Annotated in this window: 16 protein-coding genes and 3 tRNA genes; 16 read left to right on the top strand and 3 right to left on the bottom strand. The window is 74.8% G+C overall.

The annotated features are described in order from the left end of the window. The first annotated feature begins 48 nt into the window (after window positions 1-48). From zwf to eda, 3 genes are all read left to right on the top strand, one after another. The gene (gene zwf / locus E8D37_RS15145; protein ID WP_136570652.1) at window positions 49-1,761 is read left to right on the top strand and encodes a glucose-6-phosphate dehydrogenase; all 1,713 of its coding nucleotides are present in this window, start codon (window positions 49-51) and stop codon (window positions 1,759-1,761) included. Between the two features lie 116 nt (window positions 1,762-1,877). Beyond that, on the top strand, window positions 1,878-3,788 hold the full coding sequence (gene edd / locus E8D37_RS15140; protein ID WP_206055812.1) for a phosphogluconate dehydratase: 1,911 nt from the start codon (window positions 1,878-1,880) through the stop codon (window positions 3,786-3,788). After that, window positions 3,772-4,419 (top strand): bifunctional 4-hydroxy-2-oxoglutarate aldolase/2-dehydro-3-deoxy-phosphogluconate aldolase, encoded by a 648-nt coding sequence (eda, locus tag E8D37_RS15135; RefSeq protein ID WP_136570650.1) that lies wholly within the window; start codon window positions 3,772-3,774, stop codon window positions 4,417-4,419. The genes edd and eda overlap by 17 nt, the downstream gene beginning before the upstream one ends. A 665-nt stretch (window positions 4,420-5,084) precedes the next feature. On the opposite strand, the gene E8D37_RS15130 is transcribed toward eda, so the two are convergent. Beyond that, window positions 5,085-6,215: a glycosyltransferase gene (locus E8D37_RS15130; protein ID WP_136570649.1), complete on the bottom strand. Its 1,131-nt coding sequence runs from the start codon at window positions 6,213-6,215 to the stop codon at window positions 5,085-5,087. A gap of 80 nt (window positions 6,216-6,295) precedes the next feature. Here E8D37_RS15130 and E8D37_RS15125 point away from each other — a divergent pair, with 80 nt between their 5' ends. From E8D37_RS15125 to E8D37_RS15075, 11 genes are all read left to right on the top strand, one after another. After that, entirely contained in the window at window positions 6,296-6,709 is a 414-nt protein-coding gene (locus E8D37_RS15125; RefSeq protein ID WP_136570647.1) for a DUF1905 domain-containing protein, read from the top strand. A gap of 144 nt (window positions 6,710-6,853) precedes the next feature. Next, window positions 6,854-9,205, top strand: coding sequence for an FdhF/YdeP family oxidoreductase (locus tag E8D37_RS15120; RefSeq protein ID WP_206055775.1), 2,352 nt, complete (start codon window positions 6,854-6,856; stop codon window positions 9,203-9,205). Between the two features lie 112 nt (window positions 9,206-9,317). Then, window positions 9,318-9,896: a DNA-3-methyladenine glycosylase I gene (locus E8D37_RS15115; RefSeq protein WP_136570646.1), complete on the top strand. Its 579-nt coding sequence runs from the start codon at window positions 9,318-9,320 to the stop codon at window positions 9,894-9,896. 88 nt (window positions 9,897-9,984) lie between these two features. Continuing rightward, window positions 9,985-10,407 carry a CidA/LrgA family protein gene (locus tag E8D37_RS15110; protein WP_136570644.1) on the top strand — a complete coding sequence of 141 codons (423 nt, stop codon included), beginning with the start codon at window positions 9,985-9,987 and terminating at the stop codon, window positions 10,405-10,407. After that, entirely contained in the window at window positions 10,404-11,096 is a 693-nt protein-coding gene (locus E8D37_RS15105) for an LrgB family protein (protein ID WP_136570642.1), read from the top strand. Before E8D37_RS15110 ends, E8D37_RS15105 begins: the two co-directional genes overlap by 4 nt. 81 nt (window positions 11,097-11,177) lie before the next feature. Further along, window positions 11,178-11,250, top strand: a tRNA-Thr gene (locus E8D37_RS15100). Window positions 11,251-11,304: 54 nt separating this feature from the next. Beyond that, window positions 11,305-11,381: transfer RNA gene (locus tag E8D37_RS15095), tRNA-Met, on the top strand. 39 nt (window positions 11,382-11,420) lie between these two features. Continuing rightward, window positions 11,421-11,591 (top strand): 50S ribosomal protein L33, encoded by a 171-nt coding sequence (rpmG, locus tag E8D37_RS15090; RefSeq protein WP_136570641.1) that lies wholly within the window; start codon window positions 11,421-11,423, stop codon window positions 11,589-11,591. 139 nt (window positions 11,592-11,730) lie between these two features. Further along, window positions 11,731-12,144, top strand: coding sequence for a MaoC family dehydratase N-terminal domain-containing protein (locus E8D37_RS15085; RefSeq protein ID WP_136570640.1), 414 nt, complete (start codon window positions 11,731-11,733; stop codon window positions 12,142-12,144). Next, a complete protein-coding gene (locus E8D37_RS15080; RefSeq protein ID WP_136570639.1) occupies window positions 12,141-12,539 on the top strand; it encodes a MaoC/PaaZ C-terminal domain-containing protein in 399 nt (132 codons plus the stop codon). The genes E8D37_RS15085 and E8D37_RS15080 overlap by 4 nt, the downstream gene beginning before the upstream one ends. Next, window positions 12,532-13,581, top strand: coding sequence for a UDP-N-acetylmuramate dehydrogenase (locus E8D37_RS15075; RefSeq protein ID WP_136570637.1), 1,050 nt, complete (start codon window positions 12,532-12,534; stop codon window positions 13,579-13,581). Before E8D37_RS15080 ends, E8D37_RS15075 begins: the two co-directional genes overlap by 8 nt. A 36-nt stretch (window positions 13,582-13,617) precedes the next feature. On the opposite strand, the gene E8D37_RS15070 is transcribed toward E8D37_RS15075, so the two are convergent. Beyond that, window positions 13,618-14,655 carry a DUF4190 domain-containing protein gene (locus E8D37_RS15070; protein WP_136570635.1) on the bottom strand — a complete coding sequence of 346 codons (1,038 nt, stop codon included), beginning with the start codon at window positions 14,653-14,655 and terminating at the stop codon, window positions 13,618-13,620. Window positions 14,656-14,667: 12 nt separating this feature from the next. After that, the gene (locus E8D37_RS15065) at window positions 14,668-15,771 is read right to left on the bottom strand and encodes an adenosine deaminase (protein ID WP_136570633.1); all 1,104 of its coding nucleotides are present in this window, start codon (window positions 15,769-15,771) and stop codon (window positions 14,668-14,670) included. Window positions 15,772-15,974: 203 nt separating this feature from the next. On the opposite strand from E8D37_RS15065, the gene E8D37_RS15060 reads away from it, so the two are divergent. Then, window positions 15,975-16,047 (top strand) — tRNA-Trp (locus tag E8D37_RS15060). Between the two features lie 39 nt (window positions 16,048-16,086). Then, entirely contained in the window at window positions 16,087-16,311 is a 225-nt protein-coding gene (gene secE / locus E8D37_RS15055) for a preprotein translocase subunit SecE (protein ID WP_136570632.1), read from the top strand. Window positions 16,312-16,459 lie beyond the last annotated feature (148 nt).

The following is a 16,459-nucleotide window of genomic DNA, read 5'->3' as shown; positions in this document are numbered from 1 at the left end:
GACGGAAGTCTGCTTGTAACGATCAAAAAGTCCTGCGACCCTCCTCCCATGGCCCCTTCCTCTCAGACGCCGCTCCCCCCGAGCCACGGCGTCGGCGGCACCGCCGCCCCGGCAGCCGACCCCGGCACCCCGGCCACCAGCACCACGAGCACCGCCGCCGCGCCGGCCACCGGTGCCCTCCACGTCCCCGCCCGCCCCGTGGCCGCGACGGGCGCACTGCCCGGCGCAGTGCCCGGCACCGTTCCCGGGACCGCCGCCGGCGCCCGCGGCGCGGCCAAGCTCCCGGCGTCCTGCGACTTCACCGTCTTCGGCGGGACCGGCGACCTCGCCCTGCGCAAGCTCCTGCCCGCCCTCTACTCCCGCGACCTCGAGGGCCACCTGCCCGCGGACACGCGGATCATCGGCGTCTCCCGCTCCGAGCTGGACGACGAGGGCTACCGCGCCGAGGTGCGCGCCGCCCTGCACCGCTTCGTCGAGCCCGAGCGGCTCGAGCCCGCGGTCGTCGAGCGCCTGCTCGGCCGCCTGCACCACCTGTGCCTCGACGCCCACGACCCCGAGGGCTGGCACCTCCTCCACGAGCTGCTCAAGGACCGCCCGCGCGAGGAGGAGACCATCCGCGTCTTCTACCTGGCCGTGGCGCCGCGGATCTTCGGCCCGACCTGCAACCGGCTGGCCGACATCGGCGTCGTGGACGAGCGCGCCCGCGTCGTCATGGAGAAGCCCATCGGGCACGACCTGGAGAGCGCCCGCGAGGTCAACGACGCGGTGGGCGACGTCTTCGCCGAGCACCAGATCTTCCGCATCGACCACTACCTCGGCAAGGAGTCGGTGCAGAACCTGCTGGTCACGCGGTTCGCCAACACCTTCCTCGAGCCGCTGTGGTCCTCCCGGTGGGTCGACCACGTGCAGATCACGGTCGCCGAGACCGTCGGCGTCGGCACCCGCGGCGGCTACTACGACACGGCCGGCGCGCTGCGCGACATGCTCCAGAACCACATCCTCCAGCTGCTGTGCCTCGTCGCGATGGAGCCGCCGACCTACGTCGGTCGCGAGAACGTCCGCGACGAGAAGCTCAAGGTGCTGCAGGCCCTGCGCCCGATGACCCCGGCGGACGTCGAGCGGCTCACCGTCCGCGGCCAGTACGGCCCCGGCCTCGTCGACGGCGCCCCCGCCGCCGGCTACAACGAGGACCTGGGCGAGCACCTCCCCGAGGGCGGCTCGCGCACCGAGACGTTCGTGGCGCTCAAGGCCGAGGTGCAGAACTGGCGCTGGGCCGGCGTCCCCTTCTACCTGCGCACGGGCAAGCGGCTCGGCACCCGCTACTCGGAGATCGTCGTGGTCTTCAAGCAGCCGCCGCACGAGATGTTCCCCAACGCCACCGGCCCGGTGGTCGGCAACCGCCTGCACATCCGCGTGCAGCCCGACGAGGGCATGCAGCTCCTCGTCACGGCCAAGGAGCCCGGCCCCGGCGGCATCCGGCTGCGCCCGGTCTCCCTGGACCTGTCGTACGCCACCACCTTCGCCGAGCGCTCCCCGGACGCCTACGAGCGCCTGCTCATGGACGTCGTCCGGGGCGACCCGACGCTCTTCATGCGTCGCGACGAGGTCGAGGCCGCCTGGACGTGGGTGGCGCCGATCCTCGACACCTGGGCCGCCTCCCACGAGGCGCCCAAGCGGTACCCGGCCGGCACGTCCGGCCCCTACGCCTCCGCCGCGCTGCTCGAGCGCGACGGCCGAACCTGGCAGGAGCCCGACCAGTGACCCCTCCCCAGACTCCCGGGGCCCAGAACTCCGGGGCCCAGAACTCCGGGGCCCGGACCCCCTCGAGCCAGGCCCCGGGCGCCCCGGTGGCGCGTCCCGACGCCCCGGCCGTGCCCGTGCACGCCGTCGTCGCGGACGTGACCCGGCGCCTGACCGAGCGCAGCGCGCCCACCCGCGCCGCCTACCTGGCCCGGACCCGCGCCGCGGCGAGCCAGGGCCCGGCCCGTGGCCGCCTCGCCTGCGCGAACCTCGCGCACGGCTTCGCCGCCGAGGAGCCGCAGTCCAAGCTCGCGCTGCGCACGACCGTGAAGCCGAACCTCGCGATCGTCACCAGCTACAACGACATGCTCTCCGCGCACCAGCCGTTCGTGGACTACCCGCCGCAGATCAAGAAGGCCGTCATCCGGGCCGGGGGCATCGCCCAGGTCGCCGGCGGCGTGCCCGCCATGTGCGACGGCATCACCCAGGGCCGCGCCGGCATGCAGATGTCGCTGTACTCCCGCGACGTCATCGCCATGGCCACCGCCATCGGGCTCTCGCACGACATGTTCGACGCCACCCTCATGCTCGGCGTCTGCGACAAGATCGTCCCCGGCCTGCTCATCGGCGCCCTCTCCTTCGGTCACCTGCCGACCGCGCTCGTCCCCGCCGGCCCGATGACCTCCGGCCTGCCGAACAAGGAGAAGGCGCGCACCCGCCAGCGCTTCGCGGAGGGCAAGGCCAGCCGCGAGGAGCTGCTCGAGGCCGAGGCCGCCAGCTACCACTCCGCCGGCACCTGCACGTTCTACGGCACCGCGAACTCCAACCAGCTGCTGGTCGAGCTCATGGGGCTGCACCTGCCCGGAGCGTCCTTCGTGAACCCGGGCACGCCGCTGCGCGCCGCCCTCACCGACGCGGTCTCCGCGCGCGTCACGCGGCTCGCGATCGAGGCGCAGGCCGGCGAGTCCGTCGCCACCCTGGCCGACGTGGTCTCCGAGAAGACGATCGTCAACGCGTGCGTGGCCCTGCTGGCCTCCGGCGGCTCGACCAACCACACGATGCACCTCGTCGCCATCGCCCGCGCCGCCGGCATCGAGCTGACCTGGGCCGACCTGTCCGAGCTGAGCGCGGTCGTCCCGCTGCTCACCCGGATCTACCCCAACGGCTCGGCCGACGTGAACCACTTCGCCGCCGCCGGTGGCACGGCCTTCCTCGTGCGCACCCTGCTCGACGCGGGCCTGCTGCACGAGGACGTCGAGACCGTCGCCGGTCACGGCCTGCGCCGCTACACGATGGAGCCGCGCCTGGCCGAGGACGGCACCGCCACCTGGGTGGAGGGGCCGCCGGCGTCTCTCGACCTCGAGGTCCTGCGTCCGGTCGAGGAGCCCTTCCAGGCCGACGGCGGGCTGCGCGTCCTCACCGGCCCGATCGGCACGGCCGTCATCAAGACGTCCGCCGTCGCTCCCGAGCACCGGGTCGTCACCGCGCCCGCGATCGTCATGGACGACCAGGCCGACTTCATGGCGGCCTTCGACCGCGGCGAGCTGGACGGCCGCGACTTCGTCGCCGTCCTGCGCTACCAGGGCCCGGCCGCCCTCGGCATGCCCGAGCTGCACAAGCTGACCCCGATGCTCGGCGTCCTCCAGGACCGCGGGCAGCAGGTCGCGATCGTCACCGACGGCCGGATGTCCGGCGCGTCCGGCAAGGTCCCCGCCGCCATCCACGTGACGCCCGAGGCGGCGCTCGGCGGCGCCATCGCGAAGATCGTGGACGGCGACGTCATCACGGTCGACGGCGTCGCCGGCAGCCTCACGATCGAGGACGCCGACGTCGTGCTGGCCCGCCCGTCCACCGGGGCCGCGCCGACCGCCGCGGAGTTCGCCGGCACCGGGCGCGAGCTGTTCGCCGCGTTCCGTGCGACCGTGGGCCCGGCCGACCGTGGCGCCAGCGTCTTCGGGCCCGTGCCCGTCCCCACCACCGACCCCGAGCCGGTCGCCTCCGGCGCCCCGCACCCCCTCGAGGAGACCTCCGTTGCCCAGCACGTCTGAGCCCACCGCCGCGGCCCCCGCCTCGCTGCTCGACCTCGTCCCCGTCGTCCCGGTCGTCGTCCTCGACGAGCTCGACCAGGCCGTCCCGCTCGCCAAGGCCCTCGTGGCCGGTGGGCTGCCGGTCATCGAGCTGACGCTGCGCACGCCGGTCGCCCTCGACGCCATCCGCGCGATCGCCGCCGAGGTGCCCGAGATCAACCTGGGCGCCGGGACCGTCACCACCCCGCAGCAGGCCAAGGAGGCCGCCGCCGCCGGCGCGACCTTCCTCGTCTCCCCGGGCGCCACCCCGCGCCTGCTCGACGGGATGCTCGAGACCGGGCTGCCCTTCCTCCCCGGCACCGCCACCGTCTCGGAGGTCCTCGCGGTCCTCGAGGCCGGCCTGACCGAGATGAAGTTCTTCCCGGCCGAGGCCTCCGGCGGGGCGCCGTACCTGAAGTCGCTGGCCTCGCCGGTCGCGGCCGCCCGGTTCTGCCCCACCGGCGGCATCACCGCCGCGACCGCCCCGAGCTACCTCTCGCTGCCCAACGTCGGCTGCGTGGGCGGCTCGTGGCTCACCCCCGCCGACGCGCTCGCCGCCGGCGACTGGGCCCGCGTCGAGGCGCTCGCCCGCGAGGCGGCTGCACTGCGCTGACGCGCACCTGATCCACCCCCCCGCCCGCCCCCCGCCGCCGCGGGACGTCATGCATCTGAGGGACTGTGCGTCCCGCCCGCATGACGTCCCGCGGTCGTGCGTCGGGACGTCATGCGTCCGGGTGCGTTCCACGGCCGGTTCGTCTGACGTCCGGGCGGTGTGTGTGTGGGGGGGCAACCGGCTGCGTGGCCGGCCACGTTGCTGAGCCACCGCCGGTGAGGGCTGACTGGGTGGGCGGTGTGTCAGCAACCGAGTGGGTCGCCGGCCACGTTGCTCAGCCACCGCCGGTGAGCGCCGGCTGGGGTGGGCGGTGTGTGGGCAACCGGCTGCGTGGCCGGCCACGTTGCTGAGCCACCGCCGGTCGGTGGCTGACTGGGTGGGCGGTGTGTGAGCAACCGAGTGGGCCACCGGACACGTTGCTCAGCCACCGCCGGTGAGCGCTGGCCGGGGTGGGCGGTGTGTCAGCAACCGGGTGCGCCATCAACCACGTTGCTCAGCCACCGCCGGTGAGCGCCGCCGATGTGGGCGGTGTGTCAGCAACCGACTGCGCCACCAGACACGTTGCTCAGCCACCGCCCACCAGTCACCCCGGGACGTCATCCATCCAGGCGCACCCCACGGCCGGGATGCATGACGTCCGGCGGCACGGCAGGAAGAGCAGCACCTCACGCAGGCAGCCGCACCAGCCCGCTGCGGCCACCGAGCTCGGCGTGCAGGTCGAGCATCGCCGCCACCGAGGTCGGCCAGTCGAACTGCTCGGCGCGCCGGCGGGCGGCGCGGCGGGTGAGGTCGCGGGGGCGGGCGGCGAGGTCGAGGACGGCGTCGGCCAGCGCGTCCGGACGCGCCGCCGCGCTCGCGCCCGACAGTCCGCACACCAGCTCGGCCGCGCCGCCGGAGTCGGCGGTCACCACCGGGGTGCCGCACGCCAGCGCCTCGAGCACGGCCAGCCCGAACGTCTCCCCGGGGCACACCGAGAGCGCCACGTCGGCCGCGCCGATCCGGGCGGCCAGCTCGTCGCGGGACCCCACGTACCCGTGCAGGACGACGGGCGCGCCGGCCGCCAGGTCGCGCAGCTCGTCTCGCTGCGGACCGTCCCCGTACACGTCCAGCCGCACGGGCACCCCGCGCCGGTGCAGCTCCAGGGCCGTGGCGACGGCGAGCTCCGGCGACTTCTCCCGCGACAGCCGGCTGACCAGCACGAGGCGCAGCACGTCGTCCTCGTGCCGGGCGAGCGGCGGGGTGAACGTGTGCAGGTCCACGCCCAGCGGCACGCGGGAGAGGCTGCACCCCACGGCGTCCGCGAGCCCCCGGAACTCGCGCTCGGCGTAGTGCGAGGCGACGACGAGCCGGTCGAAGCTGCGCACGAGCACGCGGTTGAGCAGGGCCACCGGGTAGCGGGCGGAGTCGACGCGGGTGAGGAGCGCGACCATGTCGTCGAGCCGCTCGTGGGAGAAGAGGACGGTGCCGACCCCGCGCCGGCGCGCCCACCGGGCGACGGGCAGCAGCGTGAGCTTGTCGTTCACCTCGACGCTGGTGGGGGCGAAGCGCTCGAGCACGTCCACCACCCGCCAGGGCTCGACGATGAGCCGGTACCCGCCGTGCACCCGGGGCGCGCGGACCTGCACGGTCACGCCGTCGGGGCCTTCGGAGACCGAGTCGGCGGGTCCGGGGACGACGAGCAGCCGCTCGGCCCCCGCCGCGACGTAGCCGCGGCCGAGCGCGTCGACCGCGGTCCGCATGCCTCCCGACGACGGGCCGACGAAGTTGGCGAGCTGGGCGATGCGCACAGCGCGCATCCTGCGGTGCGTCGGTGAACGGCTGCCGACGGGCGGGCGGCCGCGCGGCGGACGTCGGTGGAGCGCGCCATGATCGAGGCATGACACGTGCGACACCGGACGCGGCACCGAGGGGTGAGCAGGACGGCGCGGGGCGGCCGCCCGCCTGGGAGTTCGACGCCGAGGTCTGGCTGCACGTCCCGCGGGGCGCCGATCCGGGCGGCACTGAGAGCCACAAGGAGGGCCACCCCGACGAGCCCGCGGAGCCGGCCCCCGGCTCCTGGTGCTTCTGCACGCTGCCCGCGGAGGTCGGCGAGGAGGTCGCGCTGCTCAGCGGTCCGCGGCGGGGCTTCGGGTCGGTCCGGGTCGCGGTGGAGGTCGGCGGGTCGGCCTGGGCGACGTCGGTCTTCCCGGGCAGCGAGGGCTACGTCCTGCCGCTGAAGGCCGCCGTGCGCCGGGCCGAGGGGTTGACGCCCGGGGACGTCGCGCGCGTCCGCCTCCGGCTCGCCGGCTGACGCGCCCTCACCCCGATCGGCCGGCCGCACCAGCCCCCACAGACGGGCTCCCACCTGAGACGACGCTGTGATCGTGGTCGCCGCGCGCGGCTCGCCCCCGGGGGTGCTGGTGGAGCCGGGGGAGGGGAGTGAAGGATGCGGGCCATGGCTTTCTGGCACCGCGACGCCCCGGTCGACGACATGGATGAGGACGACCTGAGGGTCAGCGGGGGCATGAGCTCCGCGGCCGGACCGGTCGCGGTGGGCGTGGCGATGAAGCGCGGGCTGGAGCAGATGGGGGTGCGCCGGACGGCGTCCACCCTGCTGCGCCTCAACCAGGTCGACGGCTTCGACTGCCAGGGCTGCGCGTGGCCCGACCCGGCGGCCGGCCACCGGCACACCGCCGAGTTCTGCGAGAACGGCGCCAAGGCCGTGACGGAGGAGGCGACGCTGCGCCGGGTCACCCCGGAGTTCTTCGCCGAGCACCCGGTCGCCGAGCTCACCCAGCGCACCGACTACTGGCTCGGCCAGCAGGGCCGGATCACGCACCCGATGGTGCTGCGCGAGGGCGCCACCCACTACGAGCCGATCACCTGGGACGACGCGTTCGCCCTGGTCGCGGACACCCTCACGGGCCTCGACAGCCCGGACGAGGCGATCTTCTACACCTCGGGTCGGGTCTCGAACGAGGCGGCGTTCTCCTACCAGCTCATGGTCCGCTCGCTGGGCACCAACAACCTGCCCGACTGCTCGAACATGTGCCACGAGTCGACCTCGGTCGGCCTCGCGCGCGCCATCGGCATCGGCAAGGGCTCGGTGAGCCTCGAGGACGTCCACCGCGCCGACCTCATCGTCGTGACCGGCCAGAACCCGGGCACCAACCACCCGCGCATGCTCACCGCGCTCGAGGAGGCCAAGCGCAACGGGGCGCGGATCATCGCGATCAACCCGCTCAAGGAGACGGGCCTGGTCAAGTTCCGCAACCCGCAGACCCCGCGCGGCGTCGTCGGCCCGGGCACCGAGCTGGCCGACCTGCACCTGCCGGTCCGGGTGAACGGCGACCTCGCCCTGTTCCAGGCCCTCGGCGCCCTGCTGATCGAGTGGGACGCCCTCGACCACGACTTCCTCGCCCGCCACACGGACGGGTTCGAGGCCTACCGCGACCACCTCGGCGAGCTCGACTGGGAGGCCGTCGGCCGGGCCACCGGGCTCGACCGCGAGCAGATCACCGCCGCCGCGCGGATGATCGCGTCGTCCTCGGCGACCGTCTACTGCTGGGCGATGGGCGTGACCCAGCACCGCAACGCGGTGGCCACCGTGCGCGAGATCGCGAACGTGGCGTTCCTGCGCGGCGACATCGGCAAGCCCGGCGCCGGCCTGTGCCCGGTGCGTGGCCACTCCAACGTGCAGGGCGACCGGACCATGGGCATCTGGGAGCAGATGCCCGACTCCTTCCTCGACGCCCTCGACGCGGCCACCGGCATCACCTCCCCGCGCGAGCACGGCCTCGACACCGTGAGCGCCATCCAGGCCCTCGCCGACGGCCGGGCCAAGGTCTTCCTCGGCATGGGCGGCAACTTCGTCTCGGCCGCGCCGGACACCGCCGTCACCGAGGAGGCGTTCCGCGGCGCGGAGCTCACCGTGCACGTCTCCACCAAGCTCAACCGCAGCCACGTGGTGCACGGCCGGCAGGCGCTCATCCTCCCGACGCTGGGCCGCTCCGAGCGCGACCTCACCGGCGGCACGAAGCAGCGGGTGACGGTGGAGGACTCCATGTCCGCCGTCCACGCCTCGCACGGCCCGCTCGAGCCGGCCAGCCCGCACCTGCGCAGCGAGGTCGACATCATCTGCTCCCTCGCCCTGGCCTGCCTGGGGGAGGACCACAGCGTCGACTGGCGGCGCCTGCGCGCCGACTACACCGAGATCCGTCGGCTCATCGCCGCGGTGGTCCCGGGCTGCGCGGCCTACGCGGAGAAGGTGGACGCGCCGGGCGGCTTCGTCCTGCCGCACCCGCCCCGCGACACCCGCACCTTCCCGACCGCGTCCGGCAAGGCGTCCTTCGCCGCCAGCCCGCTCGACGTGCTGCACGTGCCCGAGGGCCGGCTGCTGCTCCAGACCCTGCGCAGCCACGACCAGTTCAACACCACCATCTACGGCCTCGACGACCGCTACCGCGGGATCAAGGGCGGACGCCGGGTGGTGCTGGTGCACCCCGACGACGTGGCCGACCTCGGCCTCACCATCGGCGACTGGGTCGACCTGGTCTCGGAGTGGACCGACACCTCCACCGGCGAGCGGTCCGAGCGCCGGGCGCCCTCGTTCCGCGTGGTCGCCTACGACCAGCCGCGCGGCTGCGCCGCCGCCTACTACCCGGAGACCAACCCGCTGATCCCGCTCGGCTCCACCGCGCTGGAGAGCAACTGCCCGACCTCGAAGTCCGTGATCGTCCGGCTGGAGCCCACCGACGCGCCGTCCGGGCTCGTCGGCTCCGACGCCGGGTGGGTCGTCACCGCCTGACCCGGGCCCCGGGCGGGCCACGAGCCGTGCACAGGCCGGCGGTGGCGCGCGTCCCTCCCCAGGACGCCGGCCGCCGACCGCACCCGTCGGCGGCCGGTGCCAGGGTGGGCGCATGGGACCGATCACCGGAGAAGACGGCGTCGCCCGCTGCCCGTGGGCAGGCGGGCCGGGGCCGATGCGCGACTACCACGACCACGAGTGGGGCCACCCCGTCCACGGGGAGGCCGCCCACCTCGAGCGGCTCGTGCTCGAGGGCTTCCAGGCCGGCCTGTCCTGGTCGACCATCCTCACCAAGCGCGAGCGCTTCCGGGAGGTGTTCTCGGGCTTCGAGGCCGAGACGGTCGCCGCGCTCACGGACGACGACGTCGAGCGGCTCATGGCCGACCCGGGGATCGTCCGCAACCGGGCGAAGATCGAAGCCGCCCGGCGCAACGCCGCGGCCACGATCGCGCTGCGCGGCGAGGGTGGCCTGGAGGCGATGCTGCGGGCCTACGCGCCCACCGACTCCCCGGCGCCGGCGACCACCGAGGAGCTGGGCACCACCTCGCCCGAGTCGACCGCCCTGTCGAAGGCCCTGAAGAAGAAGGGCTTCGCCTTCGTCGGTCCGACCACGATGTACGCCCTCATGGAGGCGCTCGGGCTCTTCGACCCCCACCTGGTCGGCTGCCACGCCCGCGGCTCGGCGTCCTGACCCGGCGGACAGGACCCGTCAGGCAGGACCCGGCGACAGAGCCCGGGGTGACCGCGCAGCGGCCGGGCGGCTGCCAGACTCACCGACCGTGCGCTTCCTCACCGGCCTCACGTGGCTCCTGGGGTGCCAGCTCGTCGGCACCGTGATCGTCCACCTCACCGGCGTGCCCGTGCCCGCCCCGGTGATCGGGATGCTCCTGCTCCTCGTGGTGCTCCGGGTGCGCCACCCGAGCGCGGGCGGCGACGGCGAGGGCAGCGTCCACGTCGCCGCCGACGCCCTGCTCGGCCACCTCCAGCTGTTCTTCGTCCCGGCCGGGGTCGGCGTGGTGGCCTACCTGGGGCTGCTCCGTGCGGACGCGCTCCCCGTGGTCGCGGGGCTGGTCGGCTCGTGGCTCGCCGGCCTCGCCGCGGTGGGGCTGCTGGCCCAGGCGCTGGCCGGGCGTCGCAGCGCCCCGGGCGAGGTGCCGGGTGGGCTGCCCGGCGAGCCGCCGGGCGGGGGGAGCGGCGCATGACCTGGCTGCTCGACCAGCCGCTGACCTGGCTGGTGGCCACCCTGCTGGCCTACCGCGCCGGCTGCTGGCTGCGGGACCGCACCGGGCGGCACCCGCTGGCGCAGCCGGTGCTCGTGGCGGTCGCCGTGCTGGCGGCCGCGATCCTGGCGACCGGGGCCGACCTGGACGTCTTCACCGACGGCACCGCGGCGGTCTCGTTCCTCCTCGGCCCGGCCACGGTCGCCCTCGCCGTCCCCCTGCACCGCCAGCTGCACCGCCTGCGCGGGTACGTCCTGCCCCTGCTGGGCTCGCTGGTGGTGGGGGCCCTGGTGTCGATCACCACCGCCTACGGGCTGGTGGTCCTCCTCGGGGGCTCCGAGGAGCTGGGCCGCACCATGGCGCCGAAGGCGACCACCGCGGCGGTGTCCATCCCGCTCTCCGAGAGCCTCGGCGGGATCGCCTCGCTCACGGCGGCCCTGACCATCCTCGCGGGCATCCTCGGCGCGGTCGCCGGCCCGACCGTGCTCACCTGGCTGCGCGTGCGCGACCCGCGGGCGAGGGGCCTGGCGGTGGGCGCCGCGTCGCACGGCATCGGCACCGCCCGGGTGCTCGGCGAGGACGAGGTCGCCGGGGCCTTCTCGGGGCTGTCGATGGGGCTCACGGCGCTGCTCACCAGCCTGCTGCTCCCGCTGCTCGCTCAGCTGCTCTGACCTGCGACGACGCGCTGCCGACCCACGTCCGTCACGCCGATTTCGCATCCCGCGGGGCCATGTGTAATCTTCTTCCTCGTCGCCCCTTTAGCTCAGTCGGCAGAGCGTCTCCATGGTAAGGAGAAGGTCTACGGTTCGATTCCGTAAAGGGGCTCTGGGAAACGGGGTTGGTCCCCAGCGTAGGCTGGTGGCCGACCTCGTCCCCTGTGGCGGGGTAGCTCAGGTGGTTAGAGCACACGGCTCATAATCGTGGTGTCGCGGGTTCGAGTCCCGCCCCCGCTACCACTGACTCATCCGCACTTCCCGATCAACAAGGACTTCCCCGTGGCCTCCAAGAGCTCTGACGTTCGCCCCAAGATCACGCTCGCCTGCGTTGACTGCAAGGAGCGGAACTACATCACCAAGAAGAACCGTCGGAACAACCCCGACCGGATCGAGCTGAACAAGTTCTGCCCGCGCTGCCGCAAGCACACCGCGCACCGCGAGACCCGCTGAACCCCAGCGCACGTACGCACCCCACGACCCGCCCGGCTCCGGCCCGGCGGGTCGTGGCCTTTCCACCCCGGTCGTCGCGCCCGCGGTTCCCACCCCGTCGTTGCGGGGCTCGTCGGCCGCGCCCACTAGGCTCGGCCGCATGCCCGTGGACTCCTCCCTCGTGGGGCGTGCCTACCCGGCGTCCAGGCCGTACACGGTGACCGACGAGCGCGTCCGCGCGTTCGCCGAGGCCACCGGCGGCACCTGGGCCGGCGGCCCGCTCCCGGCGACCTTCCCGATCGTCCTGGCCTTCGACGCCATGAACGACTTCCTCGACGCCGAGGGCGTCGCGCTGCACCGGATCGTGCACGGCGAGCAGAAGTTCGCCTACGCCCGGCCCGTCGCGGTCGGCGACACGCTCAGCGCGACCCTCACGGTCGCCGGCCTGCGCCAGATCGGCGGCAACGACATCATCACCACGTCCAGCGAGATCGTGGACGCCGAGGGGGCGCTGGTCTGCACGGCCACGGCCACCCTGGTGCACCGCGCTCCCGCCGAGGGGGAGCAGGCATGAGCCTCGAGGTCGGCACCGTCCTGGAGACCCGCACCTACCCGGTCACCCGGGCGCACCTCGTGCGCTACGCGGGGGCCAGCGGCGACTTCAACCCCATCCACTGGTCCGAGCGGGTCGCGATGAGCGTCGGGCTGCCCGGCGTCATCGCCCACGGCATGTTCACCCAGGCCCTGGCCGCGCGCGCCGTCGCGAGCTGGACCGGTGACGCCGAGGTCGTCGAGCTCGGCTGCAAGTTCACCAACCCCGTCGTCGTCCCGGACGACGACGAGGGCGTCGAGGTGGTCGTCGGCGGCACCGTGAAGAAGGTCGAGGACGGCCTGGTGACGATCGCCCTCGAGGTCACCTGCGGGGGCACGAAGGTCCTGGGCATGCCGAAGGCCGTCGTCCGTGCCTGACGAGCCCACCCTGCTCGCCGACCACACCACCCTGCGCCTCGGCGGCCCGGCCCGCCGGTTCGTCCGCGCGACCACGGACGAGGAGCTGGTCGCAGCGGTGACCGCCGCCGACGACGCCGGCGAGCCCCTGCTGGTGCTGGGGGGCGGCTCCAACCTCGTCGTCGCCGACGCGGGCTTCGAGGGCACCGTGGTGCAGGTCGCCACGCGCGGGATCTCGGCGGACGTCGAGGACGGCGAGGTGACCTGCGGCGGCGCCGTCGTGACCGTCGCCGCCGGCGAGCCGTGGGACGCCTTCGTGGCCCACGCGGTGGAGCGCGGCTGGGCCGGCGTCGAGGCGCTGTCCGGCATCCCCGGCTCGACCGGCGCGACGCCGGTGCAGAACGTCGGCGCCTACGGCCAGGAGGTCTCCCAGACCATCGCGCAGGTGCGGACGTGGGACCGGGTCGAGCGTCGCTGGCGCACCTTCGCCGGGGCCGACTGCGGGTTCGCCTACCGCTGGTCGGCGTTCAAGGCCGAGCCCGACCGGTACGTGGTCGTCTCGGTGACCTTCCAGCTGCGCGCCGCCTCGCTCGCGGGCCCGGTGGCCTACGCCGAGCTCGCCCGGGCCCTCGGGGTCGAGCAGGGGCAGCGCGCGCCGATCGCGGACGTCCGCGCCGCCGTCCTGGCGCTGCGGGGTGGCAAGGGGATGGTGCTGGACCCCTCCGACCACGACACCTGGTCGGCGGGCTCGTTCTTCACCAACCCCGTCCTCGACGCGGCGCAGGTGCCCGACGGTGCCCCCGCGTACCCGCAGCCCGACGGCACCGTGAAGACCTCGGCCGCCTGGCTCATCGACCACGCCGGGTTCGGCAAGGGCTTCGCCGTCGAGGGGGACGCCGGCCGCGCGACCCTGTCCACGAAGCACACCCTCGCGCTGACCAACCGGGGCTCGGCGTCCACCGAGGACCTGCTGCGCCTCGCCCGGACCATCCGGGACGGCGTGCGGGAGGCCTACGGCGTCGAGCTGGTCAACGAGCCCGTCCTGGTGGGCTGCTCGCTCTGACGCGGCCGCGGCGGGGCGGCCGCGGCGGGGCAGCCGTCAGGCCATCGCCCCGCCGATGAGCAGGAACACGAAGAACACGACCACCAGCAGGCTGAGCGCCAGCAGCGCCGTGGTCACGATGCCGAGCACCATGCCGGCGGTCGCCTCGCCGCCGCCCGACCAGCGACCCGGCTCCCGGCGCATCTGGCCGCGGGCGCGGGCGCCGAGGAACCAGGCGACCGGGCCCGCGAGCAGCCCCACGCCGTAGAGCACGGAGCCGACGAGCCCGCAGATGCCGACGATCAGCGCCGGGGTCGCGAGCGGGTGCCGCGGGGCGACCTGCGCCGGCTGGCCCGGGTACCCCTGGTAGCCGTACCCCTGCGCCGGGTACGCGCCCCCGCCGTAGGGCTGGGTGGCGTGGGGCTGGGCGGCATAGGGCTGGGCTGCGTAGGGCTGCGCGGGGTAGGAGGGCTGAGCGCCGTACGGCTGCGCCGCCTGCGGCTGCCCGCCCCACTGCGGGGGCGTGGCCGGGGCGGCGGGTGCGCCCTCGGACCACTCGGGCCGGGCGGGGGCGGAGTACGTCGGCGAGGCCGCGTGACTCGGCGGGGCCGCCGGGGGAGCGGTCGGCGGGGGGACAGGCGCGCCGGCGCCCCACGTGGCGGGGTCGGAGCCGGGGTAGCCGCCCGGGGCCGGCTGGGCGTCCCGGTCGGCGGCGGCCGCGTCGGCGAACGGGTTGTGGCCGTACGGCGTCGGCGCCTGGGTGCCGGGGGCCGCGTCGGCCGGGGGAGTCCACGCGGGGGGCGTCCAGGGGCGGGGCGCCCACTCCGGCGCCGCTGCCTCGCCCTCGGCGCCCGCAGCGCCCTCGGCGCCCTCGGCGCTCGCAGCGCCCTCAGCACCCTCAGCACCCGCAGTGCCCGCAGCGGCGGGGGAGTCCTCGGGAGCGTCCACCGGCTGCTCGACGGTCCGCTCGGCGAGCGGCTCGGGGCGCGTCACCTCGGCGACGGGTTCGGCCCCGGAGTCGGCACCGGGGTCGGCGTCCGCGGCGGCCTCGGGCGTGCGGAGGATCGGCATGGTCTCCTCGGGGTCCTGGCTCACGGGCCCATCCTGTCAGGAGGCGGGCTGCTCCGGGGAGGGTCCGGCGAGCCAGTCGTCGATGTCCGCGAGAGCCCTCGCCCGCAGGTCCGACGGCGAGCGCGAGGCCCGCAGGGACATGCGAGCCAGCTCGGCCAGCGTGGCGTCGTCGAGGCCGTGCGCCTCGCGGACGGCCTCGTACTGGCCGAGCAGGCGCGGCCCGAACAGCAGCGGGTCGTCCGCGCCGAGGGCGACCGTGGCGCCGGCGGCCAGCAGGGCGGGCACGGGCACGGAGGCGAGGTCGGGGTAGACGCCCAGGGAGACGTTCGAGGTCGGGCAGACCTCGAGGGCGATGCCGGCGGTCACGACCCGGTCGAGCACCGCCGGGTCCTCCACCGACCGCACGCCGTGCCCCAGCCGCCCGGGGTGCAGGGCGTCGAGGCAGGTGCGGACGTGGTCGGCGCCCCGCAGCTCGCCGCCGTGGGGCACGAGGAGCAGCCCGGCGCGCTCCGCGATGGCGAAGGCGGGGCCGAAGTCGGCGGTCGTGCCGCGCCGCTCGTCGTTGGAGAGGCCGAACCCGACGACGCCGCGGTCCGCGTACTGCGCGGCCAGCCGGGCCAGGGTCCGGGCGTCGAGCGGGTGCCGCGTGCGGTTCGCGGCGATGACCACCGCCATGCCCAGCCCCGTCTCCCGGGACGCGTCGGCGACGGCGTCGAGCACCAGGTCCGTCATGGCGGTCACCCCGCCGAAGCGGGCCGCGTAGCCGCTGGGGTCGACCTGGATCTCGGTCCACACCCCGCCGTCCGCCACGTCGTCCTCGGCGGCCTCCCGCACGAGCCGGCGCACGTCGTCCTCGGTGCGCAGGACCGCGCGCGCCACGTCGTAGAGGCGCTGGAACCGGAACCAGCCCTTCTCGTCGGCGGCCGACAGCGTGGGCGGCCACTCCCCGACCAGCGCATCGGGCAGGTGGACGCCGTCCCGCTCGGCGAGCTCGAGGAGCGTGGCGTGCCGCATCGACCCGGTGAAGTGCAGGTGCAGGTGGGCCTTGGGCAGGGTCCGCAGGTCGCGCCGGCCCGGGGCCGTGTCCGGGGCCTGGGGCACGGGGGTGGTGCCTGGTCGTGCACTGGTCTGGGGGGCCATGCCGGTCAGCCTAGGAGGACGTCCCCGGAGCCGGGCCCGCACCACTGCGGCGAGCGGGCGGGGTCCCTCCCGGGGCCCGGCGACCCCGGCGTGGAGGGGGACCCGTTTGGACTCCCCTCCGTGCCACCCGTAGTATCCAGCGCGGTTGTTCATCCACAGGCTCGAACGCGCCCGGCGCGACAGAGCAGGTGGGGGAGCATCGGAGGGCACTAGCTCAACTGGCAGAGCATCGGTCTCCAAAACCGAAGGTTGGGGGTTCAAGTCCCTCGTGCCCTGCAAAGAGGTCGAACGACGGAACGGAAGAGGAGGTGGCACGTGTCGGACACGCGTAGCGACAAGGTCGAGCGCACCGGCCCGGTGACCTTCCTGCGACAGGTCGTCGCCGAGCTCCGCAAGGTCGTCTGGCCGACGCAGGAGCAGCTGATCACCTACTTCGTGGTGGTCCTGGTGTTCGTCGTCGTCATGATGGCGTTCATCTCCCTGCTGGACCTCGGGCTCGGCCGCGCGGCCTTCGCCCTGTTCAGCGGCGAGCTGTTCTAGTCCCGCAGCGCGGGTGGGCCCGGCGGTTCCGCGGGGCTCTACGCTGGGCCTATTAGGCTGTGTCCCGCCCCCCGGTACCGGCTCGCCCGTCGAGCCGCCCGATCGCGGGGCCGCCCGCCCGGCGCCCGCCGGGCAAGTCCCGGACCGG

The organism is Nocardioides sp. GY 10127 (assembly GCF_004919085.1).
Classification (GTDB): domain Bacteria; phylum Actinomycetota; class Actinomycetes; order Propionibacteriales; family Nocardioidaceae; genus Nocardioides.
This window is presented reverse-complemented; position numbering and strand designations above follow the sequence as displayed.

Coding starts and splice junctions, on each gene's coding strand:
- zwf (WP_136570652.1), top strand. CDS start 49: ATGGCCCCTTCCTCTCAGACGCCGCTCCCCCCGAGCCACGGCGTCGGC.
- E8D37_RS15105 (WP_136570642.1), top strand. CDS start 10,404: ATGACCTGGCTGCTCGACCAGCCGCTGACCTGGCTGGTGGCCACCCTG.
- E8D37_RS15125 (WP_136570647.1), top strand. CDS start 6,296: ATGACACGTGCGACACCGGACGCGGCACCGAGGGGTGAGCAGGACGGC.
- E8D37_RS15080 (WP_136570639.1), top strand. CDS start 12,141: ATGAGCCTCGAGGTCGGCACCGTCCTGGAGACCCGCACCTACCCGGTC.
- E8D37_RS15085 (WP_136570640.1), top strand. CDS start 11,731: ATGCCCGTGGACTCCTCCCTCGTGGGGCGTGCCTACCCGGCGTCCAGG.
- E8D37_RS15130 (WP_136570649.1), bottom strand. CDS start 6,215: ATGCGCGCTGTGCGCATCGCCCAGCTCGCCAACTTCGTCGGCCCGTCG.
- E8D37_RS15065 (WP_136570633.1), bottom strand. CDS start 15,771: ATGGCCCCCCAGACCAGTGCACGACCAGGCACCACCCCCGTGCCCCAG.
- E8D37_RS15115 (WP_136570646.1), top strand. CDS start 9,318: ATGGGACCGATCACCGGAGAAGACGGCGTCGCCCGCTGCCCGTGGGCA.
- E8D37_RS15120 (WP_206055775.1), top strand. CDS start 6,854: ATGGCTTTCTGGCACCGCGACGCCCCGGTCGACGACATGGATGAGGAC.